The sequence below is a fragment of the Wukongibacter baidiensis genome (assembly GCF_050888315.1).
Taxonomy (GTDB): Bacteria; Bacillota; Clostridia; order Peptostreptococcales; family Caminicellaceae; genus Wukongibacter; species Wukongibacter baidiensis.
Genome location: NZ_CP138202.1, coordinates 3,952,292 through 3,969,347, shown reverse-complemented (window position 1 = coordinate 3,969,347; position 17,056 = coordinate 3,952,292). Strand labels below are relative to the sequence as shown.

General features: G+C 36.0%; 11 protein-coding genes, 1 pseudogene and 1 other annotated feature. Of the genes and pseudogenes, 7 read left to right on the top strand and 5 right to left on the bottom strand.

From position 1 onward, the window contains the following. The first annotated feature begins 54 nt into the window (after window positions 1-54). Window positions 55-293: a binding site (T-box leader), on the top strand. Between the two features lie 138 nt (window positions 294-431). The 4 genes from cimA to leuB are packed head-to-tail and all read left to right on the top strand — an operon-like array spanning window position 432 to window position 4,898. After that, a complete protein-coding gene (cimA, locus tag R9X47_RS17930) occupies window positions 432-1,997 on the top strand; it encodes a citramalate synthase (RefSeq protein ID WP_432667652.1) in 1,566 nt (521 codons plus the stop codon). Between the two features lie 36 nt (window positions 1,998-2,033). After that, window positions 2,034-3,296 (top strand): 3-isopropylmalate dehydratase large subunit, encoded by a 1,263-nt coding sequence (gene leuC, locus R9X47_RS17925; RefSeq protein WP_432662397.1) that lies wholly within the window; start codon window positions 2,034-2,036, stop codon window positions 3,294-3,296. Window positions 3,297-3,308: 12 nt separating this feature from the next. Then, window positions 3,309-3,800, top strand: a complete 492-nt coding sequence (leuD, locus tag R9X47_RS17920; RefSeq protein ID WP_432662396.1) for a 3-isopropylmalate dehydratase small subunit — start codon at window positions 3,309-3,311, stop codon at window positions 3,798-3,800. 27 nt (window positions 3,801-3,827) lie between these two features. After that, window positions 3,828-4,898 (top strand): 3-isopropylmalate dehydrogenase, encoded by a 1,071-nt coding sequence (gene leuB, locus R9X47_RS17915; RefSeq protein WP_432662395.1) that lies wholly within the window; start codon window positions 3,828-3,830, stop codon window positions 4,896-4,898. A 641-nt stretch (window positions 4,899-5,539) separates the two neighbouring features. Here leuB and R9X47_RS17910 read toward each other — a convergent pair. After that, window positions 5,540-5,893: pseudogene (locus tag R9X47_RS17910) on the bottom strand (response regulator); the annotation flags it as partial. Next, window positions 5,878-8,913, bottom strand: coding sequence for an ATP-binding protein (locus tag R9X47_RS17905; protein WP_432662394.1), 3,036 nt, complete (start codon window positions 8,911-8,913; stop codon window positions 5,878-5,880). The gene R9X47_RS17905 and the pseudogene R9X47_RS17910, both read right to left, overlap by 16 nt. A 174-nt stretch (window positions 8,914-9,087) precedes the next feature. Between R9X47_RS17905 and R9X47_RS17900 the strand changes: the two genes are divergently transcribed. Next, window positions 9,088-10,599, top strand: coding sequence for an HD-GYP domain-containing protein (locus tag R9X47_RS17900; protein WP_432662393.1), 1,512 nt, complete (start codon window positions 9,088-9,090; stop codon window positions 10,597-10,599). A gap of 63 nt (window positions 10,600-10,662) precedes the next feature. Here the strand turns inward: R9X47_RS17900 and R9X47_RS17895 are convergent, their stop codons facing one another. From R9X47_RS17895 to R9X47_RS17885, 3 genes are all read right to left on the bottom strand, one after another. Beyond that, window positions 10,663-11,250: a TetR/AcrR family transcriptional regulator gene (locus tag R9X47_RS17895; RefSeq protein ID WP_432662392.1), complete on the bottom strand. Its 588-nt coding sequence runs from the start codon at window positions 11,248-11,250 to the stop codon at window positions 10,663-10,665. A 97-nt stretch (window positions 11,251-11,347) separates the two neighbouring features. After that, the gene (locus R9X47_RS17890) at window positions 11,348-14,467 is read right to left on the bottom strand and encodes an efflux RND transporter permease subunit (RefSeq protein ID WP_432662391.1); all 3,120 of its coding nucleotides are present in this window, start codon (window positions 14,465-14,467) and stop codon (window positions 11,348-11,350) included. After that, the gene (locus tag R9X47_RS17885; RefSeq protein WP_432662390.1) at window positions 14,467-15,603 is read right to left on the bottom strand and encodes an efflux RND transporter periplasmic adaptor subunit; all 1,137 of its coding nucleotides are present in this window, start codon (window positions 15,601-15,603) and stop codon (window positions 14,467-14,469) included. Before R9X47_RS17885 ends, R9X47_RS17890 begins: the two co-directional genes overlap by 1 nt. Window positions 15,604-15,801: 198 nt before the next feature. Between R9X47_RS17885 and R9X47_RS17880 the strand changes: the two genes are divergently transcribed. Together R9X47_RS17880 and R9X47_RS17875 are read left to right on the top strand one after the other, a co-directional pair. Then, a complete protein-coding gene (locus R9X47_RS17880; protein ID WP_432662389.1) occupies window positions 15,802-16,344 on the top strand; it encodes a nitroreductase family protein in 543 nt (180 codons plus the stop codon). 263 nt (window positions 16,345-16,607) lie between these two features. Beyond that, window positions 16,608-17,048 carry a YaiI/YqxD family protein gene (locus tag R9X47_RS17875; protein ID WP_432662388.1) on the top strand — a complete coding sequence of 147 codons (441 nt, stop codon included), beginning with the start codon at window positions 16,608-16,610 and terminating at the stop codon, window positions 17,046-17,048. Window positions 17,049-17,056: the final 8 nt, after the last annotated feature.

Below are 17,056 nucleotides of genomic sequence, written 5' to 3'. Positions count from 1 at the left end.
CTATTAATTCATATACATCAAAAACTCTTAGAATCACTGAGCATCTGTATATATATAAACGCTATGACGGAGACTGGTATTTTATATTAATAGTTCTAGAGAGTCGGTGGTTGCTGGAAACCGATACTATCTATAAAATGCATATCACTCCCGAGCTGTGTCCTTGAACAGAGTTTTAGTAAAGGATAACGATTAGCCCCGTTAAAGGCTTAGGTTTGTTAGAACTGAAAAAGAGGTGTCCTTGTTTTAGGATACAATTAAGGTGGTACCGCGGGTAAATACTCGTCCTTGAATATTAAATTCAAGGGCGTTTTTTTATTACTTTTTTTAATAACACTCTGGCCAGAAACAAAAGATTCAATACACCTAAGATTTTATTTATTTACTTTCGTTCACTAACAATTCTTCATAAAAACTAGAAAGGAGGTTTTATTTTGAGCAACAAAATAAAGATATTTGATTCTACCCTCAGAGATGGAGCACAAGGGGAAGGTATTTCCTTCTCGGTTAATGATAAATTAAAGATTGTTGCTACACTGGATAGCTTAGGTATTACCTATATCGAGGCCGGTAATCCTGGTTCGAATGTCAAGGATTTGGAATTCTTTGAAAGGCTGAGATCTGTAGAACTAAAAAATTCTAAAATCGTTGCCTTTGGAAGTACTCGAAGAAAAGGTATCTCTGCCAGTGAAGATACTAATGTAGCATCACTAATGGAGGCTAATACTCCTGCAATAGCAATTTTCGGTAAGTCTTGGGATTTTCATGTGACGGATATTATCAAAACTAGTTTAGATGAAAACTTAAATATGATCTACGATACAATCCTTTACTTAAAGGAAAATGGTAAGGAGGTCATATTTGATGCTGAGCATTTTTTTGATGGTTATAAATCAAATCCTGAATATGCTTTAAGTGCTCTAAAAGCTGCTGTAGATGGCGGTGCAGATTCAATAGTTCTGTGTGATACCAATGGTGGTACCTTCCCAGGTGATATATACGAGATTACAAGAAAGGTTTCTGATACATTTGATGTTGAGGTTGGAATTCATTGTCACAATGACTGCGGCATGGCTGTAGCCAACTCAGTCATGGCTGTAAAAGCAGGAGCTACTCACGTTCAGGGAACATATATTGGATTCGGTGAGAGATGCGGCAATGCAAATCTTTCAACCATAATAGCAAATCTGCAGTTAAAGATGAACCTAGAGTGTATACCAGAGGATAAGCTACAGAAGCTTACCACCTCGGCAAGGTATATTGCAGAGATAAGCAATCTGAAACTAGTTCATGGCATGCCCTATGTCGGCAGCGGCGCTTTCGCCCATAAGGGTGGAATGCATATAGATGGTGTTTTAAAGGCTTCAAGCTCCTTTGAACATGTTTCCCCGGAGCTTATTGGTAACCGTAGAAGATTCTTAATGTCGGAGGTCTCAGGAAAAAGTACTGTACTTCCTCTTATTAAAAAAGTTGATAGCACAATATCAAAGGATTCTCCCGAAGCTCAAGAAATCATAGATAAGCTTAAGGAGCTTGAGCATGAAGGTTATCAATATGAAGGTGCAGAGGCTTCCTTCGAACTGGTTATACGTAAGTTCCTTGGCAAGCACACCTCTCCTTTCCAGATAGATTCCTTTAAAACTATCGGTGAACACTCTGTTCTTAGCAATGATTTTATGGCTTCAAGTATCATCAAAGTTATAGTTGATGATCAAGAGGAAATCACTGCTGAGCAAGGAAATGGACCAGTAAATGCTCTTAACAAGTCTCTGCGGAAGGCTTTAGAGATATTCTATCCTCAGTTAAAAGAAGTTCACTTGACTGACTACAAGGTTAGGGTTTTAGATGCTGAAAATGCTACATCGGCAAAGGTTAGAGTTTTAATAGAGTCTACCGATGGCAAGGAGTCTTGGACTACCGTCGGTGTATCAACTGATATCATCGAAGCAAGCTTAATAGCTCTGAGAGATTCTATTGAGTATAAATTGATAAAGTAAAATAAAGGTTAAATTAGATTAAAGGAGGTCATCAAAATGGGTATGACTATGACACAGAAAATACTAGCGGCCCACGCAGGACTTGAAAAAGTAAATGCTGGGCAGTTTATTCAGGCAAATCTTGATTTGGTTTTAGGTAATGATATTACTACTCCTGTAGCTGTTAATGAGTTTAATAAGATGAATAGAAGTGAGGTTTTTGATAAGAACAAGATTGCTATTGTTCCTGATCACTTTACTCCTAGTAAGGATATTAAGTCTGCTCAGCAGTGTAAGTGTATTAGGGAGTTTGCCTATGATAAGGAGATTAAGAACTATTTTGAAATAGGAGAGATGGGTATTGAGCATGCTCTTATTCCTGAGAAGGGTTTAGTTGTTCCCGGTGATGTGGTTATCGGTGCCGATTCCCATACCTGCACCTACGGTGCTCTTGGTGCTTTTTCTACTGGAATCGGTAGTACTGATATGGCTGCTGGTATGGCTACGGGTCAGTGCTGGTTTAAGGTTCCTAGTGCTTTAAAGTTTGTTTTGTCTGGTAAGCTAAGTAAATGGGTAAGCGGTAAGGATGTTATTCTTCATATCATCGGTATGATAGGCGTTGATGGTGCTCTTTATAAGTCTATGGAGTTTGTTGGAGAAGGCCTTAAGAATTTATCTATCGATGATAGGTTTACTATTGCTAATATGGCTATTGAGGCCGGTGCTAAGAATGGGATATTCTTGGTTGATGATATTACTTTAGATTATGTAAAAGAACACTCTACTAAGGAATATACTGTTTATGCTCCCGATGAGGATGCTGTATATGATGAGGTTTATGAGATTGATTTGTCTTCTATTAGACCTACTGTTTCCTTCCCTCACCTACCGGATAATACCCGCACTATTGATGAGGCTAAGGGTGTAAAGATAGATCAGGTTGTTATTGGTTCCTGTACTAATGGTCGAATCAGTGATCTTAGGGTTGCTGCTAAGATTTTAGATGGTAAGAAGGTTGCTAAGGGTATTAGGACTATTGTCTTCCCTGCTACGCAGAAGATATATTTACAGGCTCTTAAGGAAGGGTTGATTGAAATTTTTGTTAAGGCTGGCGCCGTTGTGAGTACTCCTACTTGTGGTCCATGTCTTGGAGGCCATATGGGAATCCTCGCCGAAGGCGAAAGGGCTGTTGCTACTACTAATCGTAATTTCGTTGGTAGGATGGGACACCCTGAGTCGGAGGTATATTTGGCAAGTCCAGAGGTTGCGGCAGCATCTGCTTTGACAGGTGAGATTACTAATCCAGAGGAAATAGTGTAGGAGGTTATTGACATGAAGAAAAAGGGTATGGTTTTTAAGTATGGTGATAATGTAGATACTGATGTTATTATTCCTGCAAGGTATTTGAATACTTCTGATCCTAAGGAGCTGGCAAAGTATTGTATGGAGGATATTGATGATAGCTTTGCGTCTAAGGTAAAAAAGGATGATATTATTGTTGCCCATAAGAATTTTGGGTGCGGTTCTTCTAGGGAGCATGCTCCTATTGCTATTAAGGCTTCTGGGGTGTCATGTGTTATTGCTGCTACTTTTGCTAGGATTTTTTATAGAAATTCTTTTAATATTGGGCTTCCTATTCTTGAGTGCGAGGAAGCTGCCTATGATATTGAATCCGGTGATGAGGTTGAGGTTAATTTCAGTACTGGAGAGATTTTTAATTTGACTAAGGATAAGACCTACAGGGCTGAGCCCCTTCCTGAGTTTATGCAGGAGATTATTAGTAAGGATGGACTGATTAATTATATTTCTGAAAGGGATTCATAGTATTTATTTCGGTGGGAGGATATGATAATGAAGTATAAGATAGCTGTTATTCGTGGTGATGGGATCGGTCCTGAGATAATCGATCAGGCCCTTCTTGTTCTTGAGAAAATTGGTGAGGTTTATGGTCATAGTTTTATTTTTACTGAGGTTTTGGCAGGTGGCTGTGCCTATGATGTAAAGGGTACTCCTCTTCCTACGGAAACCGTTGAGATTTGTAAGGGCAGCGATGCTGTTTTACTAGGCGCTGTTGGTGGTCCTAAGTGGGATGATCTTCCTGGTCATTTAAGACCCGAGAAGGGTCTTCTGCAGATTAGGAAGGAGCTTGGTCTTTATGCCAATATTCGTCCTGCTGTTCTTTATGATCCTCTAAAGGAGGCTTGTCCTCTAAAGCCTGCGCTTATTGAGGGTGGCTTTGATATTTGTGTGGTTCGTGAGCTGACTGGTGGTATTTACTTTGGTGAAAGAGGCCGAACAGAGAGTGATATGGGCGAGGCTGCCTATGATACTGAGCTTTATAGTGTAGGTGAGGTTGATAGGATAACTAGAAAGGCCTTTGAGATTGCTAGAAAAAGAGGAAAACTAGTTACTAATATCGATAAGATGAATGTTCTTGAGAGTTCAAGGCTTTGGAGGGAGACTGTTAATGGTATCGCTGGGGAGTATCCCGATGTTACTTTAAATCATATGCTTGTTGATAATGCAGCTATGCAGCTTATTCGTGATCCAAAGCAGTTTGATGTTGTGGTAACTACTAATATGTTTGGTGATATTTTATCCGACGAGGCAAGTATGCTTACGGGTTCTATTGGAATGCTTCCATCGGCAAGCCTTGGGGAAGGCAAGTTTGGTTTATATGAGCCTATTCACGGTTCTGCTCCTGATATTGCTGGTCAGGATAAGTCAAATCCCCTTGCTACGATTTTATCTACTGCAATGATGCTTAGATACTCCTTTGATTTAGAAAAAGAAGCAGATGCTATAGAGAAGGCTGTGGAAAAGGTTCTTAATGATGGGTATCGTACTGGGGATATTTACAGTGATGGTACTAAGTTGGTTGGCACAAGGGAAATGGGCAGACTAGTTGTTGAGAACTTATAGTTAGGGTGTCTCAGAATGGCGAATTTCTTCGTTATTTCAAATTCCACCGACTTGGCACGTACACAAGTACTAGCCAAGCCGTTGAAATTTAAAAACCTCGAACTTCATCCATTCTGAAACACCCTGGGGCTGAACTCATGAGATAACTTCATGAGACAGCCCCTATAATTATAGTAATCGTTATTAAGCCATATAAATATATAGCTCCTAAATCTGGCTTAAAAAGTTGTGCAGTTAGCTATCAGCTATCAGCGATTAGCCCAATACATTTCCTATCCAAACAATATACTGCCATTTGTCTTTGCAAAATCTATGAAACTGTCATTCTTAGCTATAGCACTATACTCTCCACCTACACCTTTAATGCTTTCTATTACATTGTTTAATTCAAATAATACTCCAACGTCTAGACTCTTTGCATCCCCAAAATCCAAAACGATATTTAAAGGTTTTATAAATAGAAATCCATTTATGGCAAGCTTTAAGGATTGAAAGTTCTCATTGTCGATGGTTTCATTTATGTTAATGATAAATTTCCCCATATTATTTTCAATACTAAAGGGCTGAACTGGTTCTTTTACTTCCAGATTATCCTTTTCATATTCTTTTTCTTCAATGGCTTGATCTAACCCTTCGGTAATTAACACTTCATCAACGATCTTTATGACTTTTTCCTTTGTTATTGGCTTTAATATGTAATGCTTTGCACCATTGTTTAAGGCCTCAAAAACCTTTCTCTTCTGATCCAAAGCACTTATCATTATTATCTTTGCCTCAGGATTTTCTCCAGCGATTTGCTTGCAGGCTTCGATACCATCCATAGTTGGCATCGTTATGTCCATAGTAACTAAATCCGGCTTAGTCTCTTTATAGGCTATTACCGCTTGCTTACCATTTGATGCTTCTCCAGCTATGGTATGGCCTTCCTTTGTGAGTATATTTTTCAAATTTTTTCTCATTATGAACGAGTCATCTACTATTAAGATACGTGCCATAGGTCATCCTCCTTATTGTTCATAGATATTATACTAAGATTAAGTTTGTATCCATTATTCGCCAGTTCTATCGCCATCATGTTAGAGTCAATATTCTTGATAGAAGCCCCTTTATAACACAATATTGTAGGCGATCCAATATTCACAATCTGATCCATTTCATCGAAGCTCTTTACAGAGTTTCCTATTATAATATTTGAGCTTTCTGCAACCACATCATCCAAGCATTCAGCTTCCTCTTCAGGGGTTAATTCATCTATTACAAAACTCTTTACCAGCTTTTTAGCTAACTCTTCGTTGATGCTCAGGGCAAAAATCGCGTTAAAATCTCCTTTGATATTTATTAGTACGGTTATCTTATTTAAATTGATTTTATCTACTCTTTTGTATTCCTCATAGAGAGGCTCTAGATTAATCGATGTTTGATCCTTTATATATCTGATACTGGTTTCAGCAAGAGAATTTAAGATTGTCTCGATAGATAAGTACTTAAAGTTCTCTTTACGGGTGATGGGTAAAGTAAATATAAAGCTTGTCCCTATTCCCTTCTCAGTTACAACCTCAAATTTTCCTTCTATCTTCTCTAATTCATTTTTTACGGCTGCAAGTCCAACACCTCTACCAGATATCTCGGTAATCTCTGTCTCCGTTGAGAATTCATCCATAAAAATTGCTTCTAATAATTTATTTTCATCTAAATCCTCTATTTCATCCTGAGAATAAACATTATTTTCCCATAGCTTTCTGCGTACTTTATCAAAGTTTATACCTCTTCCATCGTCAGAAATAGTTATCTTCACATAATCCTTCTGATCTTCTATCTTACATCCGATAAGGCCTATTTCGCTTTTTTCCGTTAGATATCTTTCTTCTGGCTCTTCAATCCCATGGTCAACGCAGTTTCTAAAAACATGCACCAAGGACTTTATAAAATCGCTATAGTACTTAGGATCAACTAGAACTTCGTCTCCACCAATTTCAAAGGGTTTTATTTCTTTTCCCATACGCTGAGATAGCTTTAAAGTGCTTTCTGTATAGCTTCTCAATAATTCCTTTAATGGTTTATATCTGAGTCTTCTTACATCGGATAGTAACTGCTTCTGTTCATATCCAGGTAACATTTTAACTATCTTATTTTCAATTTCAACGATTTTCTGTTTCTTGATTCTAATTATGTCCTTCTGATTGAAAAAGTCCTTGCCTAGATACTCCTCGAAAATCTTAAGGTTTGTACTTAATATATTTTCAAAATCCCTTTGAAGAATTAAATCTTTTATACTATTAACACCTTTTCTACTTAGTTCTTCCTTTTCTTTAGAAAGTCTTGATTCTAGGTCATGAAGCTCGTCTATTATATCATAGATATCAAATTGGCTAAAACTACCCTTAAAGGTATGAATCTGTCTATAGATTTCTGAGTAACATTCTTCAAAACAATCCTCATTTATCAAGGTACAGTATTTGATTGACTTTATAAAATCCTTGAACTCATCTACAAGTTCTACAAATACCTCCTGATTAGAAATAACTTTTACGACCATACTCAATAACCTTCTTTCTTCATTGCGTTGCCTTTCTAGGGCTTTTTTATCGGTAATATCGGTCAGTATAAGCATGAATGTTTTTCCAGACACGGTCATAATATCTTTAACGAGCTTATAGCTTATATGTATGTATCTATTGTTAATCATTATCTCTGTAGGTAACAGGGGTATATATAATTCCACCATTTCTGAATTTTCTTCTTGTAATATTTTATTTAAAATATCATCAAGAAACTGAATCTGCTCGGTATCATCCTGGAATAGAAGCTCAGGGAAATACTTTCCTGCTATATCACTTTTAAAAATACTTCTACATTCTAGGCTATATTCTTGCTTTACCCTGAGATCTGATCCAAATGTTAAAAATCCTTGGCTTACGTTATTAAAGATGTTCTCAAGTTGGCCATTTTTCTGTTCAAGGTCTGCATTTGTTGCGCCAAGCTTAAGAGTCAGACTTTCAAGTTCCTCTTTTTGAGATTCAAGCTCATCCCTTTGGGCCTCCATCTCGTCTTTTTGCTGCTGTAGAAGTTCTGTATACTCCTTCATTTTACACATTATCATGTTTGTAGAGTTTGCCAATTTCTCAATCTCATAGAAGGGCTTCTTAAAGGTTATGGGCTTCCCAAAATTCTCCCCAATTTCCTCTCCTGCTACTTCATCCATCTTATCTTGAAGCTCCTTAAGTGGATCAAGTATAGGCGTTGTAAATAACTTTGTTATAAGCTTACTAAGAACGAGGAGAATGATACAAATAAAAATTATTCCTATCAATAATACTATTATGATATCTCCCAACATCAGATGATTTAAAGACGCCTCTACTACTCCTATTTCTTCATAATTCTGATTATAAATAGGAATTTTTATCCCCATATTATCAATCTGAGTCCTGAGCCATTCCCACTCAGGTAAATCATCTTCATATTTTTTTGTATGCCCACTCTTCCATTTTCCTGTTTCATATAAAGTTTTATCCTTTATTTTTATAGATACTCTTGCATAGTATGTATAAGAATCATTCTCTTCATCAACTAATTCCTTATATAGTTCGTCATTTATCTCTTCAACTTCTCGCAATTCCTTAAGTAATTTTTTTCTATCTCTTAAAGCCTTTGGCGAAAGATCTATGTGTTCATCTACTTGAGTAAAAAAATTTATTCTCAGTGTCTTATCAATATCATTAATCCAATATTTAAACTCTTTTGAGTCAACCCGTAGTTCCTCAATGGAATCTATATTCATATGCTCTAGAAAAGAATCTGAACTTATTTCCTTAACAATCTTTGAGCTAATAAAATATGACATAGTTAATGCAGATCCCTTTAAAATTGCGATACCGCCAAGAAAAATTGCTACACACAAAATCAATATAATACTTATATTCGAATAAGAGATAACTCTAAAGATCCTTTTCTTAAGCGATCGTTTTTTAATCTTTTTTATTTCCTTTTTTGTATGACTATCATGATTTTTCATCCTCTGGATCTCCTTCAACATACTTTCTTGTGTATAGATTTATATACATTACATATACTCAAACAATTCCCTTAACTAATTTTATCAAATTTTGTAGATAAATATGAACAATTTTGATATAATTTTATGAAAAATGGAGAATTTTGCTATAAAGTCAGATTAAGGAGTATGAAAATGGAATCAAATAATATTCTTTTACTTTCAAATGATCTCTCTATATATAATTCAATCAAAAAAAGCTTAGATAAATTAGATGTATCCATACATAGGATATCTCCTCAAAATCTAATGCTTACAATTTATAAGCTTGATGGAAAAATATTAATAGTAGATTTAGATGATTATAGAGAGTCCGTAACTGAAATAATCAGCTCAATCCAGGCATATGACTTTTTGCCAGTTATATATATTTTTTCATCCCCGGATGCAACAGAATTTGAGGAAGCTCTAGATTCAGAGGTAGTTATACATAAATCTATACTTCACTATGCACTACCAAATATAGTAAAACAATCCCTTACATTTAAACAAAAGCTTGATCATACCACTGAATCCTATCATGCAATGGATTCGATATATGGTATTACTGATAATTTACTAAGTAAATATATTAGCAGCAAGGGACTTATTTATGATGATTTCATAAAAAAACTATTAACAAATGTATTTACCTCTAACCCTTTTATCTCAAATTCTCCATCAATAGTGTTACTTACTTCTATGGAGCATGATAAATCAAAAACTGAGATCTATAGGCTCTCTGAAGGATTAATAATCAAAGATGATGAACCTATAGTTTTAAATAATGCCGGTTCTCCCTATTATAATATTACTCTGGAAAATGAGTTTTTCTTTAATTGTCATTTAGGAGAATTGTCTGATATAGAAGACTATCGTATGCTTTTTAATAAGGAAATTTTAGCAACGCTCCCACAGCTTAATAATATTTGTGGTTATGTTACAACGAATATAGCTATGATTGGTTTGAATTACCAGAGTCCATTATCTAGCTTTGAAGCCGATATTATTAAAGGCCTATGTGTTGAGTGTAATCTATTTGAAAATATTCACACAAGAATTAACGAAGTGAACGATGCCTTTGTCTACACAACAAATGCTCTTGCCAGGGCGGCAGAAGCCAATGACGACGATACTGGCAATCATATCAAGAGGGTAAATGAGTATTCAAGGCTTATAGCAGAATCTCTAGGTATGGATGATGACTTTATAAGCACTATACATTTTTCTGCTCAAATGCATGATGTAGGGAAAATCCATATTCCTAGAAACATAATATGTAAGGCTGGTAAGTTAACCGATGAAGAGTTTCATATGATAAAGAGACACCCTATTCATGGGGCTAAGATAATCGGCGACTCTCCTCATCTTAAAATGGCTAAGGAAATTGCTCTTTATCACCATGAGCGCTATGATGGTACAGGTTATCCTAGGGGCGTGAAGGGAGAAGAGATCCCTATGTCTGCTAGAATTGTGGCCCTTGCAGATATCTATGATGCCCTTAGAAGTAAACGTGCCTATAAACCGGAGTTTAGTCATGATAAGACATATGATATTATTATAAATGGAGATGGAAGAGTTATGCCTGGCCACTTTGATTCCAATGTTCTTAAGGCTTTTTTAGAAATACATAACAAGATGGATGACATTTATAATACTTATAAATAATATAGAGAAACCATGGGGTAAAATTCCCCATGGTTTTATTTTGTCTGATCAATTTAATTCGGCTTACTTTAATACACCCTTTAAAAAGGCATCCAAAAACTTTTTAATATCTACATCTTTTTTACATTCATATTTATTTAGATGGTTGACTTCAAATGCAAATTGATTGACCCCTCCTATAAAGAATAAAGCAGCCATATCAGTATCTACTTCTTTAAATATACCACTCTCAATTCCTTTATTAATGATGCCTTGAATCAACTTTATTTGTTTACTTCTAAACTCTATATAAACGTCCTTAAGATCTTTACCTATTCCGCTTTTAATGGCTTCTACATGAATTACATGACCAAGGCTTCCATGTTTACATTCTGTATCCAATTGAAGCTTTGTGAGCTCCTCAAGACTACTAATAGGATCAACATTTTCCTCAGCAACACTTTGGATTTGCTCAAAGTACATATTCATAAGACTTTTAACCATCTGATAGAATAAGTCTTTCTTGCTTTTAAAGTACTCATAAATTGTTCCTTTTCCCACATTTGCTCCCTTAGCAATATCTTCGACCTTAGCCTTATGAAAACCATCCCGTTCAAATATAGCTAAAGCAGAAAAGATAATTGCTTCTCTTTTTTTCTTTTTATTATCCATTTTCAAACCTCCGCAGATATCCTGGATATTTACCGTTTATCGTTCGACATATTTTTACATATAATATTATACTATAAACTGCTGTGATTGTGCTGTTCTAATTATCTATAACGGTTTTTTTCTTTAAGATCCTTCTCTTTATAAAGTTGTTAAGATCATCAAAAACAGTGTAGAGTACAGGTATAAATACGAGTGTCAATAGTGTTGAAAGAAGCAGACCGCCTATAACAACTGTAGCCATCGGAGCTTGAGTTTCTGCACCTTCTCCTATACCTAGTGCTAATGGTAGCAGTCCTAAGGCCGTAGTAAGTGTAGTCATGAGTATTGGTCTTAGTCTTATTGGCCCAGCATTAATAATAGCCTCTTTTCTATCCTCTCCAGTCTTTCTACGGGTATTTACATAGTCAACCAAAACAATGGCATTATTTACTACTATACCTGCTAACATGATTATTCCTATAAAGGCAGGTACACTTAAGGTTCTTCCGGTAATGAAGAGACCGAATATACCTCCCGATAGTGCTAATGGAACTGAGAACATAATCGTAAATGGATGAATCAAGGATTCAAATTGCGATGCAATAACCATATACACCAATACTACAGCAAGTAATAGGGCCATAAGTAAATCCTTAAAGGATTTCTGCATATCTTCATTTTGACCACTGATCTCATAGCTGTATCCTTCTGGCATAGAGTATTCAGATAGTACACTCTCAATGTCCTTTGTAATGCTTCCTAAGTCTCTACCAGAAATTTGGCTTGTAACACTAACAACTCTTTCTTGATCATCTCTATTAATAGCAACAGGCCCTCTATCTATAGATATTTCTGCTATCTGGTTTAGGGGAACATCAACTCCTACAGGTGATTTTATAGAGGTCTGACCTAAGTTGGATATACTTTCCTTAAAGATATCATCACCTTTGATGGTTACATCGATTTCTTCTCCATCAAACTTATATTTTGTAGCAGTATTTCCAGAAATCGTTCCCTTTACTGATGATGCAATTTGTGACGCTGTTAAACCGTATTGAGAGGCATTTTTTCTATCTATTCTAATTTGCACCTCTGGAATCCCGTCACTCAAGCTGCTTTTAACCTCTCTGGTTCCTTCTACAGCTTTAATATTCCTTTCTAGGTCATCTCCAATTTTCCCTAGAACATCTATGTCATCACCTTTTATGTCAATGGATATTGGCGCACTTCCGCCACCGCCCATACCTCTAGATGATACTTCTACTGTAATTTCTGCTCCTGGAATATCCCTTACCATGTTTCTTACCTCATCGGCTACCTCATTGGTACTTCTTTCTCTCTCATCTAGATCCTTAAGAACCACATTTACTGTAGCCGTATTAGAACTAGTACTTTCTGAAAGTCTTCCTCCAGTCGCTCCAATTTTAGAAAATACCGTATCTAGCTCTTCAATAACTTGGAGTTTGTCTTCTATATCTAGAACCACCTCATTAGTATTTTCAAGCTCTGATCCCTCTGGTAAAGAAATATTAACGGCAAATTCCCCTTCATCGGTTGTAGGGAAGAATTCTGTACCAACCATACCTATTGAACCCATACTCACTATGAATACTACAACAGCTAAAGCTATTGTTGACTTTCTGTGGCCTAGAGCCCATTTCAATATTTTCTTGTATCTAGATTCTAGTCTAGCAAATACCTTATCAAAGGAATCATATATAAAATCAAAAAGTCTAAATCTACCATGGTGCTCTTTCCCCTGCATTTCATCTACTTTTAGGAACTTAGAACAAAGCATTGGTATAAGGGTTAAAGAAACTATCAACGAGGCACCAAGTGACATTGTTACTGTTAATGAAAACTCTCTAAATAATATTGCTGTAATACCTTCTACGAATACCATTGGAAGGAAAACCGCCACAGTAGTAAGGGTAGAAGCCGTAACTGCCATACCTACTTCCTTAGCTCCCTTAATCGCTGCGTCCTTCCTCGAATAGCCATCCTGCATATATCTATATATATTTTCAAGAACAACTATGGCGTTGTCAACCAGCATACCTACCCCTAATGCAAGACCACCTAGTGTCATCATATTTAGGGTTATTCCGTTGAAATAAATCAGTACGAAGGTAGCGATAACGGAAATCGGTATTGCAGTTCCTATAATAAAGGTAGTTCTCATATTTCTTAGGAACAGATAGAGTATTATTACCGCTAGGGCTGCCCCTACCATGGCATTTTTAATAACATTGTTTATAGACTGCTTGATAAATTCCGATTGGTCCATAACTACAGTTATCTCTAAATCGGGGAATTCACTTCTAAGCTTCTCTATTTCCTCGTTAATCTTATCAGCAACCTGAACTGTATTAGTTCCTGACTGCTTCTGTATTGAAATGTTTATACTCTCTTTACCATTTGTCTTAACTATCGACTCTATATCTTTGTAGTTCATATCAACTTCTGCTATATCAAACAGATAAACAATTCCTCCACTAGGAAGGGTTATTGGGAGGTTTCTTATTTCATCTAGGGATTCAAATTCTCCCATTGTTCTAATGGTTAATTCCTGCTTTCCCTTTCTTACCTCTCCACCAGGTGAATTAAGATTTTCAGCTCTTAATGTTCCAGCTAACTGATCTATTGTAAGGCCATAGCCCTTTAATTTTTCTTCATTTACAACTATTTCGATTTCGTTTTCATAGCCTCCTGAAACATCAACGGAAGCTACCCCTGATAATCTCTCAAGTCTAGGTTGAATCGTATCCTCTCCAATAGCTTGAAGCTTAGCTAGATCGCCACCATTAGACAGTGCCAATTCAACAATCGGAAATGCATTTGGGTCAATTTTTAAAACCATAGGATCATTGGCATCATCGGATAATATACCCTTTACCATATCTACCTTTTCCCTCATCTCTAGTGAGGCAAAATCCATATCCGTTCCATAGGCAAATTCTACAATAACAATAGAGCTTCCCTCAGAGGATATAGACCGTATGTTTTCTATATCGTTCACCGTGGCAACGGCTTCTTCAATAGGTTTAGATATTAATTCCTCTATTTCCTGTGATCCTACACCGCTATAGGATGTAGAAACAATTGCAACGGGTACTTCTATTTCTGGAAATAAGTCAATCGGTAGCTTGCTTAGAGATACTGCTCCTAAAATGATTACAATAAATGTAATCATAGCTATTGTAACTGGTCTTTTAACAGCTAGTTTCGATAGATTCATTATTTATCACCTCTAACTACCTTTACTATTGAACCATTGTCAACATAGTTCTGTCCCTTTACTATTATACTTTCTCCTTTATTTAACCCTTTAAGTATTTCTACGTAGATTCCTGTATCTAATCCAATAGTTACTTCTTTTTCTACTGCCTTATCATTCTCTACCGTATATACAACTAATTTGTTACCTTTTTGTACAACGGCTTCACTCTTTACAGCTATTACATTTTCCTTTACATCGGTATTCAGTTTAATTTTTGCGAACATTCCTGGCTTTATTTTATGTTCGTTATTTTCTATATATATTCTAACGGGATAGAGCTGCGTTCTAGAGTCTGCAGCTGGACTTAATCGATCTATCTTACCAACAAAATTATTGTTAGCAGCTGCTACTTCTAGCACTACTTCCTGATCTAAGTATAGGTCATTAATAATATTTTCCGTAACGTTTATTTCTACATATACTTTATCCATATCTATAATTGTCATTGCAGACTGTGCACTTGAAGCCATTTCGCCTTCTTCAATGTTCACTTCAGATATAATTCCTGATATAGGGGACTTAACCGATGTATCTTTAAGACGGTCTAAGGCCTGTTGATATGAAAGCTGAGCTTGTTCATACTGAGCTTTTACGGCATCTAATGATGCATCTGAAGCAGCTAATTGAGCTTGCTCATATTGATTCTTTGAAACAGCTCCTTGTTCGTATAGCTCTTTGGTTCTTTCAAGATTAAGCTTTGCATTTTGAATGTTTTCCCTCGTTTTTTGATAGTTTGCTTTAGAAGCATCTGCTGCCTTTCTTGCCTGTTCAACCTGCTTTTGTATATCATCTTTATCTAATGTAAACAGTACAGTGTTTTCCTCTACTCTAGTCCCAAGATGGCCATTCATCTTAATAACCTTTCCAGGTACCTCTGGTAAAATCATAACCTCTTTGTCGGCATGAACTTTACCACTAAAAACTATTTCATTTGATATGGTCCTTGTCTGGGTCTCTTCAATTGCTACTGGAGTATAGTTCTCTTGTTTGTTAACCTCCTCTTCTGAAGCCGCGGATTTTTTCCTTCCGCAACCGACCATCATGGTAGTTAGTAATATAATTGCTACAAGTAAAACTGCTATTTTCTTCTTCATTTTTTTCCCTCCAAACTATTATATTTCAAAGCTAGAGCTTAAAGGTCAGATTCATTTTAGAACTGACCGGTCAGTCTGATTCTATTATAATAGTCCTATTTTTAAAAGTCAATTACATCCTTATATTTTGTTTGATATATCATATATTTCGCTTATAATAAATATAAATCATATTATTAAGTCAATTGGAGGATGGTTATGGTTTTATTGGATTTATTAAAAAAGCGTGAAAGCATAAGAAAATATATTGATCTAAAAGTAGACAGGGAAAAAATTGACCGTTGTTTAGAAGCCGCTCGTCTTTCTCCTTCTGCATGCAATTCTCAACCTTGGAGATTTGTAATTGTTGATGATCCAGAACTTACCCCAAAGATAGCAGAAGCAACCTTTAGTAAGCTTATTTCCTTTAACAAGTTTACGAAGACATCCCCTGCTTTTGCAGTCATTATCGCTGAAAATAGAAATCTTAGTTCGAAATTTGGAGGAATGGCTAAGGGCATCCCTTACTACCTTATTGATATTGGAATAGCAGCTGAACATTTTTGTCTTCAAGCGGTGGAAGAGGGTCTCGGAACTTGTATGTTAGGATGGTTTAACGAAAAGAAGATCAAGGAGCTCCTTGAAATTCCTAAGAAAGAAAAGGTTGCTTTAGTAATAACCCTTGGGTATCATGAAAATACTAATCCTAGAAAAAAGATTCGAAAGGATCTGGATAGTATAAGGAGTTATAATAAGTATTAGGGGGAGTGTCTCAGAATGACGAATTTCTGCGTTATTTAAAATTCAGTCGACTTGGCACGTACGTCAGTACTAGCCAAACCGCCTGAATTTCAAAACCTTGAACTTCATTCATTCTGAAACACCCCGGGGCCGAACTCATAAGACACCTTTCCAGACAGCCCCTTTATGCCGCTAGCTACTAGCTTAAATTCAAGCGCATCTTTTTACACTTTAGACAATAAAATTATAATCACAAAATTTATCTGAAGATAAGGAGATTATATATGAAAATTCTTGTTGATGCCGATGGGTGTCCAGTAAAAAGTATTATAGTAAAAATTGCAAAAGAATACCAGTTGCCCGTAGTAATGTTCTCTGATACCAGTCATATAATCGATGATGGGTATTCAAAGGTGATAGTTGTGGGAAAGGGATATAACTCTGCGGATTTCGCTCTAATTAACCATGTTGATAAGGATGATATTATTATTACACAGGATTACGGAGTCGCTACTATGGTTCTATCTAAAGGTGCCCATGCAATAAATCAGAATGGTCTTATATATACAAATGATAATATGGATAGGTTGTTATTTCAGAGATACTTGTCTCAAAAAGTAAGAAAGGCTGGAGGTAAAACCTCTAATCCTAAGAAAAGAAAAAAAGAAGATAATGAAAGATTTGAAAGCTCCTTTAAAAATCTAATTGAAAGTGCCAGTATCTAATAGGACAA

What these genes read in the sequence shown, in the direction of transcription:
- R9X47_RS17890 (WP_432662391.1), bottom strand. Translation starts at nt 14,467, where the DNA reads ATGAATCTATCGAAACTAGCTGTTAAAAGACCAGTTACAATAGCTATG.
- R9X47_RS17900 (WP_432662393.1), top strand. Translation starts at nt 9,088, where the DNA reads ATGGAATCAAATAATATTCTTTTACTTTCAAATGATCTCTCTATATAT.
- leuD (WP_432662396.1), top strand. Translation starts at nt 3,309, where the DNA reads ATGAAGAAAAAGGGTATGGTTTTTAAGTATGGTGATAATGTAGATACT.
- leuC (WP_432662397.1), top strand. Translation starts at nt 2,034, where the DNA reads ATGGGTATGACTATGACACAGAAAATACTAGCGGCCCACGCAGGACTT.
- R9X47_RS17875 (WP_432662388.1), top strand. Translation starts at nt 16,608, where the DNA reads ATGAAAATTCTTGTTGATGCCGATGGGTGTCCAGTAAAAAGTATTATA.
- R9X47_RS17880 (WP_432662389.1), top strand. Translation starts at nt 15,802, where the DNA reads ATGGTTTTATTGGATTTATTAAAAAAGCGTGAAAGCATAAGAAAATAT.
- R9X47_RS17895 (WP_432662392.1), bottom strand. Translation starts at nt 11,250, where the DNA reads ATGGATAATAAAAAGAAAAAAAGAGAAGCAATTATCTTTTCTGCTTTA.
- R9X47_RS17885 (WP_432662390.1), bottom strand. Translation starts at nt 15,603, where the DNA reads ATGAAGAAGAAAATAGCAGTTTTACTTGTAGCAATTATATTACTAACT.
- leuB (WP_432662395.1), top strand. Translation starts at nt 3,828, where the DNA reads ATGAAGTATAAGATAGCTGTTATTCGTGGTGATGGGATCGGTCCTGAG.
- R9X47_RS17905 (WP_432662394.1), bottom strand. Translation starts at nt 8,913, where the DNA reads ATGAAAAATCATGATAGTCATACAAAAAAGGAAATAAAAAAGATTAAA.